Source organism: Massilia eburnea (assembly GCF_009720745.1).
GTDB classification, from domain to species: Bacteria; Pseudomonadota; Gammaproteobacteria; order Burkholderiales; family Burkholderiaceae_D; genus Rugamonas; species Rugamonas eburnea.
The window spans coordinates 1-24,729 of the sequence record NZ_WNKX01000001.1 but is presented as its reverse complement, the minus strand read 5'-3'; the positions used below and the strand labels follow the sequence as shown (position 1 = coordinate 24,729).

Sequence of the window (24,729 nt, the reverse complement as noted above, 5' to 3'; positions counted from 1 at the left end):
GCTTGCGGGCGCCGGAAAACAAAAAAGCCGCTTTTCAGCGGCTTTTCTGCGGAATTTTTGGTGCCCACGGAGGGACTCGAACCCCCACACCTCGCGGCACATGGACCTGAACCATGCGCGTCTACCAATTCCGCCACGTGGGCATTGTCGCGTTGTTCTGCAACGAGGCACGCATAGTAATGGCCGGATGCCCAAGCGTCAAGACATTTATGAAAGCTTGCTGGAACGGCCACGACGGCGCGCCGTCATCACCAGCATGCCAGCGCCCAGCATGGCCCAGCCGGACGGCTCGGGAACCGCTGCCACGTTCCAGCCAATGACGTCCATGGCCCGGGTGTCGTTGGCGGTGATGTGCAGCGTTTCGCCGAGGCCTGCTGTAGGGTCCATCAGGCCAATGAACATATCGTCTTTCCAGTGACTGGCCTGGCGCCCATCGCCGAAGTTCACGCCGGTCGCGAATTGCGGTCCCATTGTAGTGCCGTCGAGCGAGAAGTATTTCGCGCGGTTGTCGGCAGTCCAGTCGATCACGCCCTGCGCCGAGCTGAGGGTGGAGTAGCGGAACATGTCGAGCGCAGACACGTAGACAAACTGGTTATCGTTGAACGGCCCGTTGTAAGGAGGGGAATTGCCGTCAAGGATATCGACGCCGCTGATGAAGCCCAGCGTGTGCCCGATCTCATGTGCAGCGACGCCGACGAAATCGAAGGCATTGGCGTCGGTGCCGTTGTTCGGGTTGAAGTCGAAATTGAAATTGCTGTTGAACTGGATGAAGCCATCGCAGGTGCCAATGCAGCCGGACAAGGTTTGCGGCGTGATAGCCAGGCCGAGGGCCTTCGCTTCGGCGTCGGCGATGTGCAAGGTCTTGTTGTTGGCGCCGCCGTCATTATCGAGGTAGGGCGTAGCGCTGCCTGCGCCATGGGGATTGTCAGAGGTGCGGTTGATCAGCATATTGAAGGTCGAGCCGCCCGGCAGGTGTGTCACGGCAGTGGCGTCAGCTGCGGAGGTGGCATCCGCCGCCAGTGCGTTGCGCACCGTTGAATAGCTGTAAAAGTTTTGCGCTGTTCCCGCCTGGCCGAGAATGCCGCCGCTGAGCGCGTTAAAGCCAACCGTCAAATTGATCGTCACGTTGTCGTGCAGTAAATTAGACCAGCGCGCAGCAGCGGCCTGGAAGCCTTGCTGGGCCTGGGCTGAAGTGCCGGGGACGTACTGGAAATGGAAAGTAGGGTTGGCGGATGCCGTGCCGGCGGCCAGAAGTAGGCCGGCGAGAAGGGTTTTCATGGCGGTTCTCCTTCGAGTTAAGGTGCGAGGAGGGTGGCGCAAGAATCGTGCGCAGGAGAGCGCTGCCGGGCGCTAAAGCGGTGCTGGCCAAGGCAGTGTAAAAGAGACCGACTGAAGCGCGTCGCGCAAAACAAAAAAGCCGCTGACATCAGCGGCTTCTCTGCGGAATTTTTGGTGCCCACGGAGGGACTCGAACCCCCACACCTCGCGGCACATGGACCTGAACCATGCGCGTCTACCAATTCCGCCACGTGGGCATTAGCAACAACATCTGCTATCATACTGCTTTGGTGAGTTTTGCGCCAGATGAACTTTCATTCCACGCTGCACATCGACTCGCCATTCCCGCATCGCTGCGAGAGCCAGAATTATAGAGGAAACTCTGCCGATGTCAAAGGGTCTGCGAAAGATTTTTGTGTGCGGCCCTTCCTGTTACACTACCAACCAATAATAAGATTACTGAAGAACTTTTGAACTCCACTCATACCATTCCTAGCCGCGAAGAGATTCTCGGCATCTTCCGCAGCGCCAAAGCGCCGCTCGACCTGCGCACGCTGGCGCTGTCGCTCAAAGTCAAAGCCGATTCCCAAGCCGTCCTGACGCGCCGCTTAAATGCGATGGAGCGCGACGGCCAGATCCGATCCGATACCAGCGGCTTCTACGTGTTGGCGGACCATTCCGAATTCATTGCCGGCCGCGTGTCCAGCCACCGCGACGGCTACGGCTTCCTGATTCCTGACGAGCCGGGCGAAGACCTGTTCCTGGCCGAGCGCGAAATGCAGAAGGTGCTGCACGGCGACAAGGTGCTGGGCCGCATCATCGGCTACGACCGCCGCGGACGCCCGGAAGGCACCATTGTCGAAGTGGTCCAGCGCGGCACCACCCATATCATCGGCCGCCTGCTGAAGGAAAACGGCGTATGGGTCGTGGCGCCGGAAGACAAGCGCATCAGCCAGGACATCCTGGTGCAGGGCGCCGTCGGCAAGGCCAAGGCGGGCCAGATCGTCAGCGTGGAGCTGACCGAACAGCCTGGCCGCTTCAAACAGCCATCGGGCAAGATCGTCGAAGTGCTGGGCGACATGGACGACCCGGGCATGGAAATCGAAATCGCCGTGCGCAAGTTCGGCGTGCCCCATATCTTCTCGGACGCGGCGCTGAAGCAGGCCGCCAAGCTGCCGGACGTGGTGCGTGAATCCGACTGGGGCGAGCGCGTCGACCTGCGCGACGTACCGCTGGTGACCATCGACGGCGAAGATGCGCGCGATTTTGACGATGCGGTGTATTGCGAGCCGGTGAAAGTCGGCCGCAGCAAGGCCTTCCGCCTGATCGTGGCGATTGCCGACGTATCGCATTATGTGAAGCCGAACGATGCCCTGGATGGCGATGCCATCGAGCGCAGTACCTCGGTCTACTTCCCGCGCCGCGTGATCCCGATGCTGCCGGAGAAGCTGTCCAACGGCCTGTGCTCGCTGAACCCGCGTGTCGACCGCCTGACCCTGGTGTGCGACGCCGTGATCACCGCGCAAGGTGAACTCAAGGCCTACCAGTTCTACCCGGCCGTGATCCACTCGGCGGCGCGCCTGACTTACACCGAAGTGGCCGCCATCCTCGGCAACACCAAGGGCCCGGAAGCAGCGCGCCGCGCGGAAATCGTGCCGCACCTGCAGGACCTGTACGATGTGTATCACGCGCTGCAGAAGGCGCGCCTGGAACGCGGTGCGATCGATTTCGAAACCACCGAGACCTACATTGTCTGCAACCCGGCCGGCAAGATCGAGAAGATCATCCCGCGCACCCGCAACGATGCGCACAAGCTGATCGAAGAATGCATGCTGGCGGCGAACGTGTGTGCGGCGGACCTGCTGCTGCGCCACAAGCACCCGGGCACTTACCGTATCCACGCCGGTCCGACCAAGGAAAAGCTGACCCAGGTCCGCGATTTCCTGAAGCAGCTTGGCCTGTCGCTGGGCGGCGGCGATACGCCGGTGGCCCGCGATTACGCCGACTTGATGAAGAAGATCAAGGAGCGTCCGGATGCGCAGCTGCTGCAAACCATGCTGCTGCGCTCCATGCAGCAGGCGGTGTACAGCCCTGACAATATCGGCCACTTCGGCCTGGCGTATGAGGCGTATGCCCACTTCACCAGCCCGATCCGCCGCTATCCGGACTTGCTGACCCACCGCGCCATCAAGGCGATCCTGGCGGGCAAGAAGTATGAGCCGAAGATCAGCAACATGTCGGTGCTGAACACCACGATCTCGAATGCCCAGCGGCGCCAGGCACTGAAGGACAAGCAGGAAGGCAAGGAGAAGAAAGCCAAGGGCGACCAGACCATCTGGGACGCGCTGGGCGTGCACTGCTCGGCCAACGAGCGCCGCGCCGACGAAGCTTCGCGCGACGTGGAAGCCTGGCTGAAGTGCTACTTCATGCAGGACAAGCTGGGCGAAGAGTTCAGCGGCATCATCACTGGCGTGACCAATTTCGGCATCTTCGTGCAGCTGGACCAACTGTTCGTGGAAGGCCTGGTGCACATCACCGACCTGGGCGCGGACTTCTTCGAGTACGACGATGCGCGCCACGAACTGCGCGGCGAGCGCACCGGCAAGCGTTACCAGCTGACCGGCCGTGTGAACGTGCAAGTGGTCCGTGTCGACCTCGAGTCGCGCAAGATCGACCTGCGCCTGGCTGACAGCGAAATTTCGACCCTGCCACCGCAAGGCAAGAAGGGCTCCCGCAAGGGCGGCGGGCTGGTGGGCTCGTTCGGCGATTTCGACAGCTTCGACGAAGACGAGAGCCCGGCCGTAGCGCGCAAGCGCAAGGCTGCACGCAATGCAGCGCAAGCGCCGTCGATTTCGGCGCGCGATGAAGCCCCGACCCGCGCACCGGGCCGCTCGACTTCCAAGCGTGGCCCTTCCGCTCCGGCCTACGCGCCATCGGCGCCGCCTGCCCGCAAGGCCGCCAAGCCGAAGGCGAAGGCCAAGCCGAAGCCAGCCACCGCCAAGCGCGTCACCAAGGCTGCAAAGCCTAAGAAAAAACGATAAGCACCCATCCGGCGCTTCGGCGCCGGAATTATTTTGAGAACTACGATGTCCAAGAACAAAATGATTTTCGGCTTCCACGCCGTTACCTCGCGCCTGCGCCACGAAGCCTCCAGCGTTGAAGAGATCTTCTTCGACCAGGCCCGCGACGACCGCCGCATGAAAGACCTGATCGCCCACGCGAAAGCCGCTGGCGTACGCGTGATGCCGGTGGAATCCGAACGCCTCGACAAGATCGTCGGCACCCGCCGCCACCAGGGCGTGATTGCGTTTGCTTCCCAGCTGGCGCTGGCGCGCAACCTGGATGAATTGCTGGATGCGGTGGAAGGCCCGCCGCTGCTGCTGGTGCTGGACGGCATTACCGATCCGCACAACCTGGGTGCTTGCCTGCGTGTGGCCGACGGCGCCGGTGCGCATGCGGTGATTGCGCCGAAGGATCGCTCCGTTGGCCTGAACGCCACCGCTGCCAAAGTGGCTTCCGGTGCGGCGGAGTCGGTGCCGTTCATTACGGTGACCAACCTGGCGCGTACGCTGCGTGAGCTGAAAGAGCGTGATATCTGGCTGATTGGTACTTCGGACGATGGCGACAAGACGCTGTACGAAGGCGATTACACCGGTCCGACCGCGATTGTGATGGGTTCGGAAGGCGAGGGCATGCGCCGCTTGACGCGCGAGACTTGCGATGTGCTGGTGTCGATCCCGATGTTTGGTTCGGTTGAGTCGCTGAACGTTTCGGTCGCTTCCGGCGTCTGCCTGTACGAAGCGCGCCGCCAGCGTATTGCTCGCGAAGTCTAAACCCGGTAAATCTGGGGCCGACCCAAGGGTCAGACCCGACCGGCGGCAGCCGCGGGCCCAGGGTCCGACCCTTGGGGCGTACCCAGGTTTACCGGGTTGGCAGCCAGCAAACCCCAGGCATATGCGCTATGATATTTGCCTGAACAACATCCCGCCAAAGCACCACCATGTTTGACCACCTCCGTGACGACATCCGCAGCATCATCGAGCGCGATCCTGCAGCTCGCAATGGCTGGGAGGTGCTGACCTGTTACCCGGGCCTGCAAGCCATCGTCATGCACCGCTGGGCGCATTGGTGCTGGACCCACGGCCTGAAATGGCTGGGCCGCTTCATCTCCTACCTGGCCCGCATTATTACAGGCATCGAAATTCACCCCGGCGCCACGATTGGCCGCCGTGTCTTCATCGACCACGGCTTCGGCGTCGTTATCGGCGAAACCGCGGAAGTCGGCGACGACTGCACCATCTACCAGGGCGTCACGCTAGGCGGCACCTCGCTGCATGCCGGCGCCAAGCGCCACCCCACGCTCGAACGTGGCGTGATCATCGGCGCCGGCGCCAAGATCCTGGGCGGCTTTACGGTCGGCGAATATGCCAAGGTCGGCTCCAACGCCGTAGTGCTGAAACCAGTGCCGGCGGGCGCCACCGCCGTCGGCAACCCCGCCCACCTGGTGCAGAAAGAACACGCAGCGCCGTCGCCATCCTCGCGCTTCTTCTCCGCCTACGGTGTGACAGCAAACGGCGACGACCCGCTATCCAAGGCCCTGCATAGCCTGATCACGCACGCGGTGGCGCAGGAAGAACAGATCGAACGCCTGTCAGCAGCGATGAAGGCGGCGGGCCTGGCCTGTCCGGACCTCAAGCCCTGCGACAAGCTCGATCAGACAGAACTCAACAAACTGGTCGAATAAGGAAGAACCATGGACGAGATACTGGACCCGTTTGAGATCCGCGTGCTCGCGGTACTGGCTGAAAAAGAAGGCCTGACTCCGGACAACTACCCGCTGTCGCTGAACGCGCTGACCAACGGCTGCAACCAGCTTTCCAGCCGCGAACCGGTGATGCAGCTGTCCGAAGATACCGTGGCCGACGTGCTGGCACGCCTGGCCGAACGCAAACTGGTCGGCACTGTCAGCCAGTCCGGCGCCCGCGTGGTCAAGTACGAACACCGCATGCGCATGAAGTGGACACTGGAGCAGGACAAGCTGGCGGTCCTGACCATCCTGATGCTGCGCGGCCCGCAAACGGCCGGCGAAATCCGTACCCGTACCGGCCGCCTGCATGAATTCAAGTCCGTGGCCGATGTGGAGACGGCACTGCAATTCCTGATCGACAAATATCCGCCGATCGTCGCCAAGCTGCCGCTGGCGCCCGGCTCTCGCGAACCACGTTATGGCCAGTTGCTGGCAGGCGAGGAAGCGCTGGCGCGCGAATCGACAGCGGGCGCTTATGGCGGCAGCGCAAGCGGCGCAGGTGAGGGCGGCGCCAGCCGCGCCGACCGCGTGGCGCAATTGGAGCAGGAAGTCGCTTCCCTGCGTGAAGAAGTCGCCGCCCTGGCAGCGCAAGTCGCTGAATTGCGGGCGGTAATCGAGTAGCGGTAGCTGTTGTGAGAATCCGCCATATTCGTTTAGATTGATTGTGGCGGCCCCCGGGCGTTGTTATGCTGGATGCAGAACAATATCACTTGGGGGAGTACGAATGGAATTGCTGCGCCGCTTGTCCATCCGGCACAAGCTTCTTCTCAGCATGGGCCTGTGCCTGCTGCTGTTCATTATCATCTCGTCCACGTTAAGCATCATGAAAACCAGCCAGGCTGCGCGCGAGCGCGTGCTTGGCCATGAGCTGCCGGCGCAGGTGGCCGCCATCCGGAACGACGTGCTGCGCCAGATCGCTACGCCGCTGGCGGTCTCGCAAACGCTGGCCAACAACACCTTCCTGCACGCGTGGGAAGAAGCCGGCGTGCCGGAAGAGGGCGTGGCCGCATGGTCGGCGCAGGCCAAAAACCTGAAGTCGAAGAACAATGCCGCCACGGTTTTCTGGGTTTCGCGCAGCACCGGCAAATACTTTACCGACAAGGGCTATGACCGCACACTGAACGAAAAGGCCGCGAGCGACCAGTGGTTCTACGGCTTCCTGTCCGGCAGTTCGCCCTACCAGCTGGACATCGACAAGGACGTCAGCGCCGATTCCTATATGTTGTTCATCAACACCCGCGTGCAGACGGCGGGCGGCAAGCAGGCCGTGGCCGGCCTTGGCCTGTCGGTCAATGCGCTGGCCGAGGCGGTGCGCAACTACAAACTGGGACAATCGGGCTATGTCTTCCTGGTGCGCGCCAACGGCATGGTCCTGATCCACCGCGATCCGGCCATGGTGGATGGCAAACACCAGCTGGCCGACATGAAGGGCATGACGCCGGCCCTGGCCAAGCGCTTGCTCGGCGGCGAAGCTTTTATAGCCGACAGCTTCAAGGGCGCGGATGGCGAGCAGCTGGTGGCTTCCTCCTTCATTCCCGAGCTGAACGCTTACCTCGTGGCCCAGGTACCGGAAGCCGAAGTGCTGGCCGGGATCGCGCGCGGCGCCGCCATGACTTCGCTGATTGCGGCTGTGATCGGCGGCGGCATCGGCATGCTGGCCATTTTCGTCATTGCCCGTGCGATCGCGGCGCCGGTGGCGCATGCGGCGGAACTGCTGGAAGACATCGCCAGCGGCGGCGGCGACCTGACACGCCGCATGCCGGTCGAAACACAGGATGAAATCGGCGCGCTGGCTGCAGCGTTCAACAAATTCGTTGAATCGCTCAACGTCACCATCCTGCGCGTGCGCGAAAGCAGCCGCGCCATCGGTGAAGCGACGGGCGACATCGCCAGCGGCAATATGGATTTGTCGGCCCGCACCGAAGCGCAGGCTTCCAACCTGGAGCAGACGGCTGCGGCAATGGAAGAACTCACGTCGACCGTGCATAACAACACCGCCAACGCGGAGCAAGCCAACAAGCTGGTGGCCGGAACTGCGGAATCGGCCAAGCGCGGTGGCGTTGTAGTCGGACAGGTTGTCGAGAAAATGGCGTCCATCACCGCCAGCTCGAACAAGATTTCCGACATCATCGGCGTAATCGACGGCATTGCGTTCCAGACCAATATCCTGGCGCTGAATGCCGCGGTGGAAGCGGCGCGTGCCGGCGAGCAGGGACGTGGCTTTGCCGTCGTCGCCAGCGAAGTGCGCAACCTGGCGCAGCGCAGCGCCGCAGCCGCCAAGGAAATCAAGGAGCTGATCACCGAATCGGTGCAGCAGGTGGCCGATGGCGGAAAACTCGCCGATTCTGCCGGCATGGCAATGCAGGACATCGTCAAATCGGTGCAGAACGTCGCGGGCCTGATGCAGGAAATCGCCAGCGCAAGCCAGGAGCAGAGCCTGGGCATCGACCAGGTCAACCAGGCAGTGACCCAGATGGACGACACTACGCAGCAGAATGCCGCGCTGGTGGAAGAAGCCGCAGCCGCTGCACAATCGCTCAGTGAGCAGGCTGCGCGCCTGGAACAAGTAGTGGGACTGTTCAAACTAAAGGAGAAAGCATGACCCGAGCCGCATTTGCCGTAGCCGCATTGTCGCTGGCCGCCGTACAACCTGCCTTTGCGCTGGACTGGATGGATAACTCTGTCAGTTACCGCTATGGCACCAGGTTTGCTGAACCATACAACCCGGAAGACATCCACAAGAATATCTTCAATTTCACGCATGCCAGCGGCTACGCTTACGGCAGCAATTACCTGAACATCGACGTGCTGAAGTCCGACAGCACGGATGACCGGGCGACCGAGACCTATTTGCTATACCGCCACACACTCGATATCGGCAAGATCAGCGGCAGGGAGTTCAAGGGCGCCGGCATGCGTGGCCTGGGCTTCACACTGGGCTTCGACTGGAACCACAAGAACGACAAGGGCTACGCCTCGCGCAAGCAGATGCTGGTGGCGGGACCAACCTTGATGGTGGACGTGCCGGGCTTCCTGAATATCAGCTTGCTGGCGCTATGGGAGAGCAATAAACCGATCGGTGTCGATTCGCGCTACAACTACGACACGCACGCGATGCTGAATGCCGCCTGGGGCATCCCGCTGGGCAGCGGCTGGTCATTCGAAGGGTATATGAACTACATCGGCAGCAAGGGCCGCAACGAGTTTGGCGGGCCTACCGGGCCGGAGACCAATATCGACATGCAGGTGATGTACGACTTCAGCGCGGCCGTTGGACTGAAGCCGGGCAAGGTCAAAGCCGGCTTCGAATACCAATACTGGCGCAACAAGTTCGGCAATCCTTCCGACGTGCCAGGCAGCCTGGCGAAAACGCCGATGGTCCGCGCTGAGTACCACTTCTAAGCGCCGCGCCGATTAATCCTTGGGCTTGCCCTGGCTGTCGCTGATACGGAATTTCTTGCGGCGGTCTCCCATCAGGTAGCGCAAGTCGGTGATTGTCAGTTCGGAGACTTCGTGCATGCGAATGAGGAGGGCGGCGCCCACCGGCAGGCGGCGATGGCGGATCTTGCTGATCACCGGCGGCGCCACTTCGAGCGCGCGGGCCAGGGCCGCATCGTTCTTCAGCCTGAGATGTTCGATGAGTGCATCGAGTAAGCGGTTCGGGTCGTAAACCCGTTCGGATGTCGATACTGCGCTTGCTTCTGAATCGGCCATGATGTTCCTTTTCCTTCCACAACTTTGCGAATACTTGGCATATATTACCTTAAAGTAAATTAAATTGCATTAAAATAACGACCAATGGAAGGAACGCGCCGATTACCAGCTGTAATCGGCGCGGATGCAAGGCGGTTTGTTATTGCTGCGGCTGCTGCTGTTGCGATTGCTGCTGTTCGTGCTTGGCAATTTCGTTACCGACGTAGCCGCCACCGATAGCACCGGCAATGGTGGCCAGCTTACGGCCGTTACCATGGCCGACCTGGTTGCCAAGCAAGCCACCGACCACTGCGCCGATGCCGATGCCTACCGCACTATTTTGCGCAGGTGCCGGGGCAGGCGCCGGTGCCGGAGCGGCAGCAGCGACTTGCGGCGAAACCGAGGTTTGCGCTTGCTGTGGCGCTGCTTGCGCCACAGGCGAGTAGGTATGATGCGTCACGGTCTTATGCTCCACTACGCGGCGTACTTCTGGTTCACGCACCGGTTCCGCCGCTGGCGCAGGCGCAGTCACGGCAGCTACCGGGGCTGCTGCTGCGGCAGGCATCGTGTTGGCATTGGAGTTCGGCAGAAGGCCTGCAATCGATGCGGCTCCAACCAGGCTCACAAGCGCTACCGAAGCGGCGGCGGCAATCATCATTGGATGAATTTTGGTACGTGCGGTGCTTTCCATGTTCTTTTCTCCTGAATTCGCCATCATCGGCGCTTGCTCGTTAAACGGCTTGGCAGGAAAGGACGGTGACGCCAAAATTGTTTCGGCGGTAAGCAATTGTTACCAGCCGCCGCACCGTGCTATAGTCCGCATGTCGGAAAAGGCAGACTTGGTTTGGTAAGCCCAAGTCCCTTCGGTAACGAAGGCTCTGGTCTTTGGCCCTTGCATCAGATCCCCACGACGAATTGTTTGACGCCGCATGGCGTCCAATTGTTCGTCCGTGTGCATCCTGAACCTGGGAACGCTCCGGTCGAACATCGACTAAGGAGCTAGATATGCCTGCACCACACACCATTTCCCATGACGTCCTGATCGCCGGCGCCGGCCCGGTTGGTCTATTTCTCGCCTGCGAACTGCGCCTTGCCGGCTGCTCGGTGCTGGTACTGGAGCATATGCGCGAACCGCATGCACTGCTGAAGGCACTCCCGTTTGGACTGCGGGGCCTTACCGTGCCGACAATCGAAAGCTTCGACCGCCGCGATCTGCTGGGCGCCCTCGAAGAGCGTATCGCCAGTCGAAGCGTCTCCGCCGCGGCGCATTGGATGCAGCAAGCGCGGCGTCCCGCAGGCCATTTCGCCGGCATTCAATTCTTTCACGATCAGATAGACAGCGAGCAGTGGCCGTATCGCTTGCCTGGCCCGGTCAGTCATTTCGCCGCGGACATGGCCAGTATTGAAGCAGTGCTCGCGAGCCGCGCAGGCAGCTTGGGCGTAGAGATTAGGCGCGGCTGCGGCGTTGAAGAATTCGAGCAATCGACAAACGGCGTTACGGTGTTCGCGGGAGGCGAAGCATTCCAGGCGCAATGGCTCGTTGGCTGCGACGGCGGAAGGAGCATCGTGCGCAAGGCTGCGGGAATCGCTTTTGCCGGTACCGATCCGGATTTCACAGGCTATTCAGTCCAGGTCAAGCTGGCAGGCCCGGAGATGCCCAAGCCCGGCCGCCATTACACCGCGACGGGGATGTACACATTTGCAGCCCCAGGCACCATCGGCATGGTCGATTTTGACGGTGGCGCTTTCCACCGCGGCGATCCGATCACGCGCGAACATATCGAGGCAGTTCTGCGCAAGGTTTCCGGCGCCGATGTCCGCGTGACGGACTTGGAGCTCGCCACCACCTGGACCGATCGCGCCTTCCAGGCAACGGAATACAGGAGGGGCCGAGTGCTGCTGGCCGGCGACGCTGCCCACATCCATTCGCCGCTGGGTGGGCAAGGCCTGAACCTCGGACTTGGCGATGCAATGAACCTTGGCTGGAAACTCGCTGCGACAATACGCGGAAACGCGCCCGCCGGTCTGCTGGACACCTATGCCCGCGAGCGACAGCCGGAGGCCGCGCGAATTCTCGACTGGTCACGCGCGCAGGTGGCATTGATGCGCCCAAGCCCCAGTTCACGGGCACTGGAAGCCATCATGCGCGACCTTATCGACACGCGTGACGGCGCTACCTATTTCGCGAAGCGTGTATGGGGTGTCGGACTTCGCTATGACCTCGGTCATGCACATCCGCTTGTTGGCCGCAGTGCGCCGAACTTCGAGTTCGACGACGGGACGAGCTTGAACCAGCATCTTCGAACAGGGCTTGGAATTTTGCTCGACTTCGATGGATGCGATGCCTTACGGTCACTTGCTCGCCGCTGGGATGGCCGCATCCAATATGTCGCAAGCGATGCGAAGGATCGATTGGGAGTGACCGCGCTGTTGATACGGCCTGACGGGATTGTTGCTTGGGCGAGCGGCGTTAATGGCGACGAGATTAATGCTGCCAGTAGTTTATCCAAATGGTTTGGAAATCCCTTAAGGAACCAGGATGTGATGCTTCGGTGATAAGGAGCTATGTCCGGCTGGTAGTTCCTCGGCATGCTATATTGGCAATTTGTGCCTGCGAGAGATCGATCCTGGTTTCAGCCGCCGCATCCATTTTCGCCGACGTCATTGTCCCTTTAGTTTCGATCGCTTTGGAAATGTGGCGAGCCTGACAGTCGTCGTTGGCTCCATCTGGCTCTCGTCCCACATAGAGTCTCGGACCAAGTTGGGGTAGCAAATAATGAGTGTTTTGAAATGGACAGTCGGAATCTTGTGCTGCGCCCTTATCCTTGTGGGCGCGTCGCTCTTCATGATGGCGGACCCTTATTACCTTAGCGCGCCAACAGATGCCTCATTGATTGAGCGTCTCCATAAGAACAAGGCGAGCTTCGATTTGCTGCATCAGATGATGGTCGATGATGCAATGTCCTACGTCAGTTCGACGAAGTTGGGCAAGCCCGTGAGCGATAGGCGGCGAAAAGAATATGTCCGACTGCTTGAGGCGATTGGCAACCCAATACTCCGTTCAGATGGGAACATGACGAAATACAGTTACGCGGGAGGTGGCCTATCGGCGATTGGTCCGGGGTGGCAGAAAGCGATTCAATTTAATTGCGAACAGAACTTACCGACTTTGGCGAGCCTCGATAATGCCGGCGAACTGAACGCCGGCGAACTCAATCAACGCACGGTCGACGATGACTGGTGCTTGATCTTTGAGAAATTCGATTAGGTTTCCTACGAAGGCTGGGGCGGTGACGGCCTGATCCCGGTCGCCGCGATGGCGGGTTTCCGTTATGATGCGCGGATGAGCAAACTTACGCCATCCCCAGCTGCCGGTCTGGACCCGAATGCTTCGGTGCGGGTCTTGCGGCAATTTCGAATGATCTTCAACGCCGTCCGAGGACATTTCCGCCAGATCGAACGCGAGTCCGGCATTGGCGGCGCACAGTTGTGGGCCCTCAGCGAGATCGCCGCCAACGAGGCGATGGGTGTTACGGATTTGTCGAACGCGCTCGATATCCATCAGTCTACGGCAAGCAACCTGGTGCGGATCCTGTCCGATCGCCAGCTGATTGAGGTCGACAAGCGCACTGATGACCGGCGTGCCACGCAGCTCAGTCTGACCGAGCAAGGCAGGGCGCTGCTGGCAACGGCGCCCGCGCCCTTCAAAGGAGTATTGCCGGCAGCACTTGAGCGAATGGATCCTGATCTACTCAGCCGGCTCGAGCGGGACCTGGCGACAGTCATTGAAGCGCTGGGCGCCGATGCGCGCGGCGCCAAGACTCCACTCGCCGAGTTGTGACGTAAGGCTCCGGCCAGTTTCAGTGTGGCTGGCCCGTACCCGGCTCGGTGTCGCCAGTCGATGAGGTTGGGCGGACGGTATCCAACTGTTGCTGCGCCAGGGCCCCATACAGCGGTGGACTCAGGACGCGGGAAATCGTTCCGGCGATTACGGCGCATGCCATCAGGCTAAGCACCATCGCATGACCGTCGACCATCTCCATCACGATAATGAACGAGGTCAGTGGCGCCTGCGTTACCGCCGCGAGGAACCCCACCATGCCTAAAGCGATCAGGGCAGGAACGAAGGGATAGTGGGTAAGGGCCGCGATATTGTCGCCCAGGCCAGCGCCAATTGCGAGCGATGGCGCGAATATGCCGCCGGGAATACCGGACCAGACGGTCAGCCAGGTGGCGATAAATTTGAAAAAGGCGAAGCTTTGGGACGACGCTGCGCCGCCATCGAGCAGCATCAAGGTTGAATTGTTGCTGCTTCCGAATACCGTGCCATGGGTGACGATACCGACTACGGCGACGCCAGCGCCGCAAAGTGCCGCAAATCGCACCGGATAGCGGCGGCGCATGCGGCCGGCAAAATCAATCGGTTTATTGGCGAGGGACGCGAGCAGGAGCCGGGCAAACAATCCGCCGACTGCGCCCGAAACAAGCGTCACCAGCAAGCCAGGCCATAGCAGGGCGGCGCCAATCGGGCCAGGATGGATGACACCAAAGTGGGTCGAATTGCCATTGATGGAAACGGCAATCAGGCCCGCGAGAACGATGCCTGCAACAATCACCCCGCTGTTGCGCTGCTCTGGCGACCTGGCCAGTTCTTCAATTGCAAACATCACGCCGGCCAAGGGCGTGTTGAAGGCAGCGGCGATACCTGCGGAGCCGCCGGCAATGAGCAGGCCCCGGGAATTGATTGCCGCATGGGCGGGCAGGATACGGCGCGCGGCAAGCATCACCCCGGCTGCAATTTGTACCGATGGACCCTCGCGCCCCAGTGACAAGCCGCCCAGCAGGCCGGCCGCTGTCAACACAGCTTTGTACAGGCTGAGCCGAATCGAGACGAAACGGCTACGTTCGCCGACCGGCATCGCTGGATCCAGCGATGCCATGACATTCGGGATGCCGGAGCCGGCAGTCCCCGGAGCAAAGCGCCGGACGCACCACACGATGACCGCGCAGGCCAGTGGCATCCACAGTAAAGTCAGCCACCAATGCGGTGCAATCCAGCGAGCGAACACGTCAAACGCGCTCTCGGCCAATTGGGTGAAGCCGACGACAATCAGTCCAGCAGCAGCGGATGCCGCGATGACCACCGCCCGCGAGCGCCATGTCGACAGGGAGGCAAACTCGCGCTTGAAGGCCTGGTGCATGTCATGGCGCTGGTATTTCATTGGAAGGTGCAGGAGAACGGGACAAGCGTCTATTATAGAGATATATTTGTCCAAATGTAGTTGCTTCATTGCATCAAAAGAAAACGCCCTGCCTGCCACGCGGCAGGACAGGGCGCCTGAAGGATGGGTCAGAACTTGTACTGCAGGTTGGCGAAGAAGGAGCGGCCACGCGGATCACCGTAGGTTGGATCCCAGGTCACTTCGAAATAGCGTGACTGGTTGGTGAATGGCGGCGGCGTATCGAACATATTGATCACGCCAGCGCGCAGCTTGAGGTTCTTGTTGAATGAATAGCTGCCCGTCAGATCCCACAGCGAATAGAACTTCACGTCGCGGTCGTTCCAGCCCGGATCAGCCAGGCCCGGAATATTCTGGTCGCGATAGCCGGAGAAGAAGGTGTTGCCCAGGCTCAGGTTGACGGGCCCATAGGTCCAGTCAATATTGAGCTTGTGGCGCCAGCGCTGCACGGCTTTGTCATCACGGAATACGCCCAGGCCGTTCGTCAACGGCGAGTTCGGATCGGACTGGAACTTGTACTCGGTGATCAGCGTGCCATCGAGGCTCGCGCTGAAGCGGCCGATAGAAGTGGCATCCCCATGCCAGTTCAGTGCAATATCAAAACCGGAGGTGTTGAGCTTGCCGCGGTTCTCTTTCTTGAACTGAAGGAAGGATACGGCGCCATCTTCGTCACGCACCACGATGTTCGGATCGTTGTAGTAGACCGGGTTGTCGAACACGGTTTGCTCGCCGATCTCCGAGATGATGTCGGTCTTGCGAATGATCCAGTAGTCGATGCTGGCGTTCCAGTTGTTGTTAGGCTGCAGCACCACACCGGCCGAAAACTGCTTGGATTTTTCCGGTTTCAGCTGTGGGTTGCCGTAGCGGTCCACGTCGAACTGGGCGACCTCGCCCGATATCGGGTCTTTCACAAAGCTGGCCGTGGTATCGGAACGTACAGGCAGGAACATTTCGGCAATCGACGGTGCGCGGAAGCCGGTGCCATAGGAAACACGGCCCAATACTTCCTTGCTCGGCCGGTAGCTGACGGCGATTTTCGGATTGACGGTGTTCAGTGCCCCCGTCGTGATGTTGGTCAGTGGATCATGCACGCCCTTATAGCGGTCGTAACGGACAGCGAACTGGCCTTCCCACTCCTTGCTGAATGGCGCATTGATCTCTGTGAAAATGCCGGCGATGTCGCGTGAATTGGACGAGTCAGCCAGCAATTCGTCCGAGCTGGAGCGGTCACCCTGCACGTCGTTTCCGCGCAGTGCTTCGGTGGAGGTGAACGAGGTCTTTTCGCGCCGCAGTTCGGCGCCTACCGCCAGCATGGCATCGCCACCGCCCAATGCCATCAGCGGACGGGTCACCTTGCCATCAAAGCTGTCGCTTGTGCCTTTCGAAATGCGCGCTGCGTCATGGATTTTGATCGAGTCCATGAACTTACGGCCAGAGTCGTCCGTGGCGGGGACAAATGGGTTGTACTTGCCAGCGGCAATGCCAGCCAGCATCTTGCTGCGTGAAACCCAGCCGTCAATATCGAGGTCGGTGGCCTTGTTTTCACTGTGGTTGTAAGCGGTATCGTAATCCCAGTCGCCGAATTTGCCAGTCGCGCCGAGCACGAAGCGCTGCGCTTTACTGGTCACTTCCGAAGTGCGGCGGCCGGCGTCCGACAGGCGGAAGCGGAAGTTGACCGGGGTGGTGATGCCGGTCTTGGCTTGCAGGTCGGCTGGCAGGTAAATGCCGTAGGTGGTGCCGTTGATGCTGCTGGAGACGGCGGGCGAGGCGGCGTAGCTGGTCACCGCCCTGCTCAGCAGGACTTCGGCAAACAGCTGGTGGTCGTCGCTCACCTGGAAGGTGGCACGGCCGATAAAACTCTGTTTCTTGGAATCCGGATAGACCTCCGAATCGCCCATGTAGTTGAAGGAGCAGCCTTCGGTGCCCCCGGGGCCGAGCGGACGCACAACGTTCGGGGTGCCGTCCTTGCAGGAGTCCCTGCCGAAGTTGACGCGGGTGTCGGTCCAAGTGCCGCCCGGGCCTGACCCTTTCAGGTAGCCGGAGCTGTTCAGGGTCGCCAACTGGTCGTCAGTCAGGTCGACGTTGCCGGGGAAAGAGTAACTGGACAGCTGTGGCGACAGGCGGTCGGGCAGGCTGTATTCCTGCATGAATTTGCGTTGCGAGCTGGCCAGGCGGTCCGTCTTTTGCACGTCCAGCGCACCGAACACGTTGAAGCGGTCAGTGCTCAGGTCACCAAAGCCGCCAGACAGCGTGGCCGATCGTTTGCCACCGCCGCCTTCGTCCGTACGGAGCGCGTACACGCTGGCATCGCCACCCTGGTAATCCTTGCGGGTGATGAAGTTGATCACGCCGCCCATGGCATCGGTACCGTAAATGGCCGATGCACCGTCCTTGAGAATTTCCACGCGCTGGATGGCGCCGGCCGGGATATTGTTCAGGTCGACGCCGGAATTGTCGCCAGGGCTGGCAAAGTTGGCCAAGCGGCGGCCGTTCAACAGCACCAGCGTGCTCGAAACACCCAGGCCGCGCAGGTTGGCGCCGTTGAAGCCGCGCTGGCCGCCCATCACATCGCTGGTGCTGGCGCCATCGGTAAGGCCACCTACATTGGAGGAAATCTTTTGCAGCAGCTCGGAAGCCGTGGTCACGCCGGTCTTCTCGATATCTTCCCGCTTGATGACTTCGACTGGCAATGCTGTCTCGCCCTCGATGCGCTTGATGCTGGAGCCGGTGATTTCCACGCGCGGCATGGTTTGCGCGTAAGCGTCCAGGCTCATGCTGCCAAGCGCGAGTAATACAGCGTGGGTGCAGCGGGTGCGGCGGAATGCCGATGCCTTGTGCGTGCCAGGTATTTTCATGCGATCAGTCCTCTCAAGTGGATATTCATACGCAAGCAAGGTGCTTGTGTTGAATATGAAGCAATTGCAGTGTAAGTAACGTTGCACTGCTTGCGTGCGCTGACACCGGCGAGGGTCGCTCTGTGAAAAAGCCGTGTCGCATTGCTGCAAAGAAGGAAGCCATTACTTGTTGCGGACTTTCCACAGCGCGACATGCAATTGCCAATGTGCGCAAACAAGCGCACATGTCTGGCTATAGTCGCCAGTTCAATGGCAACATACCCAGCAATTCCATCGTGAAGGAGCTTGCTTCGTGAAAGTCGTTTCGATACTGCTGCTATGCGTGGCGCAACTGAGCGCGGCTGCGGAGCCTTCGCCGTCGCTGGCTTTCCAGCCCGTCGCTGGAACGGTGATACCGATGGGCGGCGCCGTGCGCAACGACAATGAAGCGGTACGCCAGCGCCTGGTGCAACTGGCCGGTGGTTCTGCGGCACGCTTTGTCGTGATTCCCAGCGCATCGGATCGTCCCGAAAAGTCGGGCGCGGACGCTGTCGAGCAATTGCGGCGCCGGGGGGCGCAAGCGGAATTGCTGAAGATCGCGCCGCGCTGGGCCGGTGAGACGCTGGAGTCGGCACGCCGGGCCGCAGCCGACCCTGCCAACATCGCCAAGATCCGCAACGCCACCGCCGTCTTCTTCACCGGCGGCGCGCAGGAGCGCACGGCCGACGTTCTGAATCCGGATGGTGTAGCGTCGCCCGTGCTGCAAGCTGTGCGCGAGCTGCAGGCACGCGGTGGCGTGATTGCTGGCAGTAGTGCCGGCGCCGCCATCATGAGCAGCACGATGTTCCGCGATGCGATGAATTCCGTGCAGGTGATGAAGGGCGTTATGCGCGACGGCAAAGAGATCGACCGGGGGCTGGGCTTTGTCGGTGACCAGCTGTTCATCGACCAGCATTTCCTCAAGCGGGGCAGGGTGGGGCGTATGCTGGCGCTGATGCTGGCCAAAGGCTACAAGGTGGGCCTCGGGGTGGACGAAAATACCGCGGCCATCATTCACGGCAGCGAAATTGAAATCGTCGGCGGCAGCGGCGCGCTCCTGCTGGATTTGCGCCAGGCGACGCAGGAAGCGGGGCCTGTGAACGTGCGCAATGTGCGGATTTCTTATCTCGATAATGGTGACCGCTATGACCTGTCCAAACTGCAGGGGCAGGTGCTGGCCGCCAAGCAGGCCAGGGGCGAGATCAAATTCCGCCAGCCGGGCTTTGAGTCGGAGCTGGAATTTGTCCGTCCCGCCTTTACCGATATCCTCGGCGAAAACACCATCCTGCGCGCATTGACGCAATTGGTGGACGGCCCGCGCGACCATATTCGCGGCATTGCTTTCGACCTTGAGAATTTACCCGATGCGCCAGTGGCCGATCCCGCACCGGAGCTGGGCTTCGAGTTCATGCTGCGGCGCGATGACCGCACGCATGGCTGGGATAACGAGGGACTGGACAACAATGATTACTCGATCTTCGATGCGCGGCTCGATGTGCGTCCCGTGCGCATGAAAGCACCTTTCTATCAGGCGTGGTAAGCATGGAGCAGATCAACATCACGCTGCCTTCTCCCGCCGCTGGCACTACCCGCAGCCTGAGCTATCTGCGATTTGGACGTCCCGGTCAAGGCCCCAAGGCCTATATCCAGGCATCGCTGCACGCGGATGAATTGCCTGGCATGCTTGTCGCCCACCACTTGCGGGCATTGCTCGCCGATCTGGAGCATCAGCGAAAAATGTTGGGCGAAGTAATCCTGGTGCCGGCAGCAAATCCGGTCGGACTCGCGCAAACGCTGCTGGGAACCAGCCAGGGCCGCTTCGATTTGCGCACCGGGCAGAATTTCAACCGCATGTTCCACGATTTGTCGAACGACGTTTGGCAACGCGTACAGCCCGAACTGGGCCAGGATGCGCAAGCGAACCAGCTGCTGATTCGCGCCGCCATCAGCGCCAGCCTGTCCGGTAGCCAGCGCGATCAGGCAGCCAGCGATGAACTGTCGGCCCAGCGCCTGGCTCTCATGCGTTTGGCTGCCGATGCGGACGTGGTGCTGGACCTGCATTGCGACTGCGAATCGCTGCTGCACATCTACACGGGGACACCGATCTGGGAGCGGGTGGCACCGCTTGCAGGCTTGCTCGGCGCCCATGTCGCCTTGCTCGAGACGGAATCCGGCGATGATCCTTTTGATGAAGCCTGTTCTCGCATCTGGTGGGATATTGCGGCGCTGGCCGATGGCGCGTACCCGATCCCGCTGGCTTGCCTGGCCGTCACCATCGAGTTGCGCGGCTATAGTGATGTCAACCACGCCACGGCGGCCCATGATGCAGCCGCGATACTGGATTACCTGCGCTTGCAGGGCATTGTGGCCGGCCCCCTGTCGCAGCAAGTGCCCCCAGCTTGCGAGCCGACACCGCTAGCCGGCTGCATGCCGGTGGCCGCGCCGTCGGCAGGGCTGGTGGTTTATCTGCGCGAACTGGGAGAGAGCGTCCGTGCGGGTGATCCTTTGATTGACCTGATCGATCCGGTCAGCGGCAGCGTCCAGCAGTTATTGGCCCCGGTTGACGGCTGCTGCTTCTCCCGCGAAAACCGGCGCTACGTCGCGCCCGGCACGCGCTTGAGTAAAGTGGCCGGCAAGCATGCGTTGAGGAGTGGTTCGCTTCTATGGGCTTGAGTCTCTATCCCGTCTCACTGGTTTTGCTGCCAGGCTTTTCGCTGTTCACGCTGGGGGCTGTGCGTGCTGCGCTCACCGTTGCCAATGAAGTAGAGGGGGAGGCCTTATATCAGCTGCGTCAATATAGTCTTGAAGGAGAAGCGGCCTTGTCCCAATGTGGCCTGGCGCTGACGGCAGAACCACTGGCGAACTTGAATCCCGGGCAGCCCGGCCTGCTGCTGCTGATCGCGGACGAGCGTCCGAGCGAAGACGCCAGCCGCCAGCTCGGGCAGCACTTGCGCCGCCTGGGGCAAGACGGTGACTGGGTACTGGGCGCCTGTGGCACGGGCGCACAAGTGCTGGCGCAACACGGACTGCTTGATGGCTACCGGGCTGCGATCGACTGGCAACTCCAGGCGGAGGCCGCAGAGCGGTATCCCGGTACTGTGTTCTCGCCAGGGCTCTATGAGCTTGACCGCAATCGAATCAGTGCCGGTGCAGGCGCCGCGGTGACAGATTTGCTCCTGCACTGGTTGGGCAAGCGTCACGGCAGCATGTTTGCCGCCGAAGTGGCGGTCGCATTGGGCGTGGAAAGGCTGCGCGGTGGCGACGAACGCCAGCCCGTGCCCGCATCGACGCAGCCGGCGGTGGGCTCCGTACGGCTGAAGGATGCGCTGGAACTGATGGCGGCCAACCTGGCCGAACCGCTGCCGGCGGAAGATATTGCGCAACTGGTTGGTGTGTCGCGCCGCCAGCTCGAGCGGCTGTTCCGCCAGCACCTGGATACCTTCCCGTCTCGCTACTACCTGGAATTGCGGCTCAAGCACGCGCGCCGCCAACTGAAACAGACCACGCTCTCGATCCAGCAGGTGGGGCTTGCCTGCGGGTTTACTTCGGGCTCGCATTTTTCCACCACCTACCGTAATTATTTCGGCTGCACTCCACGCGAGGAGCGCGCCCGGAATACCATGCCCTTAGTCGAGTCTTATAACGCCGGAGAGGACTTGGAATGAATCACCTGGACTACCTGTTGCGTCCGGCAACCCTGGACGATCTCGACGTCATCGAAAAATTTTCCAGGGCTGCGACATTCAGCATCCGAACGTTGAAACCCGATCGCGCGCGGCTGGCGGCGCGCCTCGAACGCTCGCACAAAGCCTTTGCCGGTAGCGAGCCGCTGAACGGGGACGAAATCTACCATTTTGTGCTGGAGGATTTGCAGGCCGGACGGGTGGTGGGCACCAGCGGCATCGTGGCGAGCGCGGCATCGAACGGCCGCTTCTACTGCTATCACAACGAATTCCTGGTGCACGACAGCGAGGAACTGGGCATCACCAACCGCGAACACACCTTGCGATTGTGTGAAGATTTGTCCGACCATACCTTGCTCAGTTCGTTCTACATCGAGCCCGAATATAGTGGGACGCTGGCGCCGCAGCTGCTTTCGCGCGGCCGGCTGCTGTTCATCCGCAACTACCCGCAGCTGTTCGCGGAACGGATAGGCGCGGAGAATCCCGGCCTGTGTGATGATGAGGGACATAGTCCGGTGTGGGACGCGCTGGGACATCGCTTCTTCAAAATGCCATTCCCGGAGGCGGAGCAGCGTACCGGCGGGCGTTCCAAAGCTTATATCGCCGAGCTGATGCCGCGTATGCCTGTGTATGTGTCGCTACTGTCCAAGGAGGCCCAATGGGCCATGGGGCAGTTGCATCCGGATGCCGAACTGCCGTTTGGCATATTGGTGGCGGAAGGGTTCGATGTGGATTCCTACGTCGACATCTTCGATGGCGGACCTATCGCGGAGGCGCGTGTCGCCATGCTGCGCTCTGTGGTGTCGGCGCTCAATGTGGAACTGCGTGGCGGTGCCGATGGAGAGGGCGAGCCATGTCTGGTGGCGAATATGGAACGTGCAGGTTTCCGTGCGACGCTGACGCGAGGCGAATTCGCCGAAGATACATTGAGGGTGATGCGGCCTGCGATTCTGCGACTCGGGCTGACGGATGGTGCGCCAGCTAGCGCTGTGCGGATGGGGGCATACGACATGATAAGATGAGAAACTTTTGTTAAATCACGCTGTATCAATGAAAACAATCGTCTTTTGCACCAGTTTTATAAGAGACAGCAAGGCGTGGGAATCCCGATATCAACGCTGGCTTGATTTTTACCGGGATGTGCCGCTTGAGGCATTCAAGAAAATCATGATCGACGACGGCTCGCCATATCTGCCGCCCGCGAGTGTCATCAAGACGGTTTCCAATACGGCCCCTCTGGCGTCGGAAGACGATGAAAACCTGATCATCCGGTTCGACAATAATCTGGGCCGCCAGAACATCAAGGACTATCCGGGGTGGTGGCGCAGCTTCATGCATTCGCTGGCCGTCGCCAAGGAGCTGGGCGCGGACAAGATCGTTCACATCGAGTCGGACGCATTCCTGTTAAGTCAGCGCCTGGTCGATTTTATCAATCAGACGCAGAACGGATGGCACGTCCTGTGGACGGAGCATAACAATTTCGCCGAAACGGCGATCCAGGTGATCTGCCGCGATCAGTTCGAGGCCTTCCAGAAGTTCAAGGACGCCAATCCGTCGCTGCACTTCCCCGATCTCGCTGAGAACCTGCTGCCGTTCACCGAGGTGCATCGCGAGTTCATCGGCGACCGCTACAGCGAGCTGAAGCGGAACCGATGGATATTCAAGTCGAAGAAATTCAACTTCCTGCCGATGTTTCAGTGGGATTTCTTTGTCGAGCCAATTCCGGGAAACGCCGACTTTGTCACCCAGGGCGTACCGCGCCAGCGCCTCGCATTCAGGGCAAGTTCACCTGTTGCATGATTTTCAACTGAGACAATTTGTCTCAATGTCTGGAAATCGCTTTCAGGTAGTATGCGATTGAGAGCGCAGCACAAATGTGCTACTCACGATTGATCGCATCAAGTAACAGCCTGGAAATATACAAAATGGATTGGATCCCTGTCGTCTTCGCCACCTTCAAGATTCTCGTGCTCGGCACGGGCATGTTCTTCGCCATCAAGTGGCACTACGATCAAGGGAAGAAGGAGAAGGGCGTGGAGCCGCGTGAAGTCCTGCGCGCGAGCGGCAAGGTGGCCGCTGTCTTTTCGCTTTCACTCCTGGGCTTGGGATTCGTTACCTTCGAGGTATGCCGGACGCTCGGATTGGACCTGAACTTCCTCTGAAGGTAAGGGGCAAGCGGCCATATCCGGTAGCTCGCTTCGGCAGCTCGATCCTTGAGAGTTGCGCTTTATTCTTCACGCCAGCGGCATATGGCTGGGACTCCGAGTCAAATTTCAGACCAATTGCCACCCCGCGACAATGCCAGGAGATTTCGGACTGGAGGAGTTCGGCCAAAAGTAACCAGTAACAATTGGTGAGATTTTTGTAAGTCTGGCAGCGTATCATTCCCCTCTGCAACAACAATCATCAGCACCTAGGGAATCATATGAGCTCGCTAAGCATCTGGCACTGGCTAATCATTCTTTTCGTTTTTTCTACCTACATCGTTCCCGTGTGGCGGATTATTAGTAAGGCTGGATACTCTGGTGCATGGAGTCTAATCACCTTTATTCCGGTCCTGAACTTCATCATGCTGTGGGTTTTTGCCTTCAGCCGCTGGCCGAACGAACCCAAATGAAGGCCGAAGCGGTCACAGGAGCGAAAGCATGAATATTAAAGTGGTGGCGGCCATGTCCGCGATCGTCGTTGCAAATAATTCGTATGCCCTAAGCCAATGTCCAACCGATGTCGAACATTGTGGGACGAATCCATTCGCTGCGTTGGTTGTCGGCTTTTCACAAATATGTTCCGAAAGGCAGCCCGTGAACGCGGAATTGTATGAGGCTGCCGTTACAGCGTATTTTACGAGGCATACGAGTGAATATGAACAGTTAAGCCGAGCCCCTGAATTCCCCCAAAGGCTCGAAGAAGTCAGAAAAGTCGCAGCAATGATGTCACGGGCCGAACTTGATAACGAGTGTGCAACGCTTCTGTCGAAAGGCAAGAACAACACGCCACCGGACGCAATAAAGAAATGAGCTACCGAGTCCGGCCAATTGCGGACCGTCACAGGAATATTTTAGAGGAGAGTGCGATGCTTGAAAGGCTAAGATGGTCTGCGCAATCAATCGCCCAGCCTTCAGCGGTTCAAATTGCACTTTTCCCAGAATTCGTCG

21 protein-coding genes and 2 tRNA genes are annotated in these 24,729 nt (G+C 60.2%); 16 read left to right on the top strand and 7 right to left on the bottom strand.

The window, feature by feature from the left end; translation table 11 throughout:
• Positions 1-58: 58 nt before the first annotated feature.
• The 3 genes from GM658_RS00115 to GM658_RS00105 form a co-directional block, all read right to left on the bottom strand.
• Positions 59-143: transfer RNA gene (locus GM658_RS00115), tRNA-Leu, on the bottom strand.
• A gap of 64 nt (positions 144-207) precedes the next feature.
• Positions 208-1,278: an NF038122 family metalloprotease gene (locus GM658_RS00110; protein WP_155451992.1), complete on the bottom strand. Its 1,071-nt coding sequence runs from the start codon at positions 1,276-1,278 to the stop codon at positions 208-210.
• Positions 1,279-1,450: 172 nt separating this feature from the next.
• Positions 1,451-1,535, bottom strand: a tRNA-Leu gene (locus tag GM658_RS00105).
• A 213-nt stretch (positions 1,536-1,748) separates the two neighbouring features.
• On the opposite strand from GM658_RS00105, the gene rnr reads away from it, so the two are divergent.
• The 6 genes from rnr to GM658_RS00075 all read left to right on the top strand — a co-directional run bounded on the left by rnr (position 1,749) and on the right by GM658_RS00075 (position 9,487).
• Entirely contained in the window at positions 1,749-4,319 is a 2,571-nt protein-coding gene (rnr, locus tag GM658_RS00100; protein ID WP_155451991.1) for a ribonuclease R, read from the top strand.
• Positions 4,320-4,379: 60 nt separating this feature from the next.
• Entirely contained in the window at positions 4,380-5,111 is a 732-nt protein-coding gene (gene rlmB, locus GM658_RS00095) for a 23S rRNA (guanosine(2251)-2'-O)-methyltransferase RlmB (protein ID WP_211841799.1), read from the top strand.
• Positions 5,112-5,278: 167 nt separating this feature from the next.
• Positions 5,279-6,022 carry a serine O-acetyltransferase gene (cysE, locus tag GM658_RS00090; RefSeq protein ID WP_155451989.1) on the top strand — a complete coding sequence of 248 codons (744 nt, stop codon included), beginning with the start codon at positions 5,279-5,281 and terminating at the stop codon, positions 6,020-6,022.
• A gap of 9 nt (positions 6,023-6,031) precedes the next feature.
• Complete coding sequence (locus GM658_RS00085) at positions 6,032-6,706, top strand: YceH family protein (RefSeq protein WP_155451988.1); 675 nt, start codon at positions 6,032-6,034, stop codon at positions 6,704-6,706.
• Positions 6,707-6,809: 103 nt separating this feature from the next.
• Positions 6,810-8,687: a methyl-accepting chemotaxis protein gene (locus GM658_RS00080; RefSeq protein ID WP_155451987.1), complete on the top strand. Its 1,878-nt coding sequence runs from the start codon at positions 6,810-6,812 to the stop codon at positions 8,685-8,687.
• Positions 8,684-9,487 carry an outer envelope protein gene (locus tag GM658_RS00075; protein ID WP_155451986.1) on the top strand — a complete coding sequence of 268 codons (804 nt, stop codon included), beginning with the start codon at positions 8,684-8,686 and terminating at the stop codon, positions 9,485-9,487. Before GM658_RS00080 ends, GM658_RS00075 begins: the two co-directional genes overlap by 4 nt.
• 12 nt (positions 9,488-9,499) lie before the next feature.
• Here GM658_RS00075 and GM658_RS00070 read toward each other — a convergent pair whose 3' ends face one another.
• A complete protein-coding gene (locus tag GM658_RS00070; RefSeq protein WP_155451985.1) occupies positions 9,500-9,799 on the bottom strand; it encodes a hypothetical protein in 300 nt (99 codons plus the stop codon).
• 139 nt (positions 9,800-9,938) lie between these two features.
• Positions 9,939-10,469, bottom strand: coding sequence for a glycine zipper 2TM domain-containing protein (locus GM658_RS00065; RefSeq protein WP_155451984.1), 531 nt, complete (start codon positions 10,467-10,469; stop codon positions 9,939-9,941).
• 314 nt (positions 10,470-10,783) lie between these two features.
• Between GM658_RS00065 and GM658_RS00060 the strand changes: the two genes are divergently transcribed.
• The 3 genes from GM658_RS00060 to GM658_RS00050 all read left to right on the top strand — a co-directional run bounded on the left by GM658_RS00060 (position 10,784) and on the right by GM658_RS00050 (position 13,619).
• Positions 10,784-12,334 (top strand): FAD-dependent monooxygenase, encoded by a 1,551-nt coding sequence (locus GM658_RS00060; RefSeq protein ID WP_155451983.1) that lies wholly within the window; start codon positions 10,784-10,786, stop codon positions 12,332-12,334.
• A 229-nt stretch (positions 12,335-12,563) separates the two neighbouring features.
• Complete coding sequence (locus GM658_RS00055) at positions 12,564-13,046, top strand: hypothetical protein (RefSeq protein WP_170298611.1); 483 nt, start codon at positions 12,564-12,566, stop codon at positions 13,044-13,046.
• A 75-nt stretch (positions 13,047-13,121) separates the two neighbouring features.
• The gene (locus GM658_RS00050) at positions 13,122-13,619 is read left to right on the top strand and encodes a MarR family winged helix-turn-helix transcriptional regulator (protein WP_155451981.1); all 498 of its coding nucleotides are present in this window, start codon (positions 13,122-13,124) and stop codon (positions 13,617-13,619) included.
• Between the two features lie 19 nt (positions 13,620-13,638).
• Here the strand turns inward: GM658_RS00050 and GM658_RS00045 are convergent, their stop codons facing one another.
• Positions 13,639-15,069 carry a chloride channel protein gene (locus tag GM658_RS00045; protein WP_229416691.1) on the bottom strand — a complete coding sequence of 477 codons (1,431 nt, stop codon included), beginning with the start codon at positions 15,067-15,069 and terminating at the stop codon, positions 13,639-13,641.
• A gap of 59 nt (positions 15,070-15,128) precedes the next feature.
• The gene (locus GM658_RS00040) at positions 15,129-17,873 is read right to left on the bottom strand and encodes a TonB-dependent receptor (RefSeq protein WP_155451980.1); all 2,745 of its coding nucleotides are present in this window, start codon (positions 17,871-17,873) and stop codon (positions 15,129-15,131) included.
• A gap of 292 nt (positions 17,874-18,165) precedes the next feature.
• On the opposite strand from GM658_RS00040, the gene GM658_RS00035 reads away from it, so the two are divergent.
• The 7 genes from GM658_RS00035 to GM658_RS00005 all read left to right on the top strand — a co-directional run bounded on the left by GM658_RS00035 (position 18,166) and on the right by GM658_RS00005 (position 24,591).
• Positions 18,166-19,431, top strand: coding sequence for a cyanophycinase (locus tag GM658_RS00035; RefSeq protein WP_155451979.1), 1,266 nt, complete (start codon positions 18,166-18,168; stop codon positions 19,429-19,431).
• 2 nt (positions 19,432-19,433) lie between these two features.
• Positions 19,434-20,564, top strand: a complete 1,131-nt coding sequence (locus GM658_RS00030) for a succinylglutamate desuccinylase/aspartoacylase family protein (RefSeq protein WP_155451978.1) — start codon at positions 19,434-19,436, stop codon at positions 20,562-20,564.
• Between the two features lie 146 nt (positions 20,565-20,710).
• The gene (locus GM658_RS00025) at positions 20,711-21,556 is read left to right on the top strand and encodes a GlxA family transcriptional regulator (protein ID WP_170298610.1); all 846 of its coding nucleotides are present in this window, start codon (positions 20,711-20,713) and stop codon (positions 21,554-21,556) included.
• Positions 21,553-22,596: an arginine N-succinyltransferase gene (locus tag GM658_RS00020; RefSeq protein ID WP_155451976.1), complete on the top strand. Its 1,044-nt coding sequence runs from the start codon at positions 21,553-21,555 to the stop codon at positions 22,594-22,596. Before GM658_RS00025 ends, GM658_RS00020 begins: the two co-directional genes overlap by 4 nt.
• A 28-nt stretch (positions 22,597-22,624) precedes the next feature.
• Positions 22,625-23,374: a hypothetical protein gene (locus GM658_RS00015; protein WP_155451975.1), complete on the top strand. Its 750-nt coding sequence runs from the start codon at positions 22,625-22,627 to the stop codon at positions 23,372-23,374.
• 125 nt (positions 23,375-23,499) lie between these two features.
• Complete coding sequence (locus GM658_RS00010; RefSeq protein WP_155451974.1) at positions 23,500-23,736, top strand: hypothetical protein; 237 nt, start codon at positions 23,500-23,502, stop codon at positions 23,734-23,736.
• A gap of 483 nt (positions 23,737-24,219) precedes the next feature.
• Complete coding sequence (locus GM658_RS00005; RefSeq protein WP_155451973.1) at positions 24,220-24,591, top strand: hypothetical protein; 372 nt, start codon at positions 24,220-24,222, stop codon at positions 24,589-24,591.
• Positions 24,592-24,729: the final 138 nt, after the last annotated feature.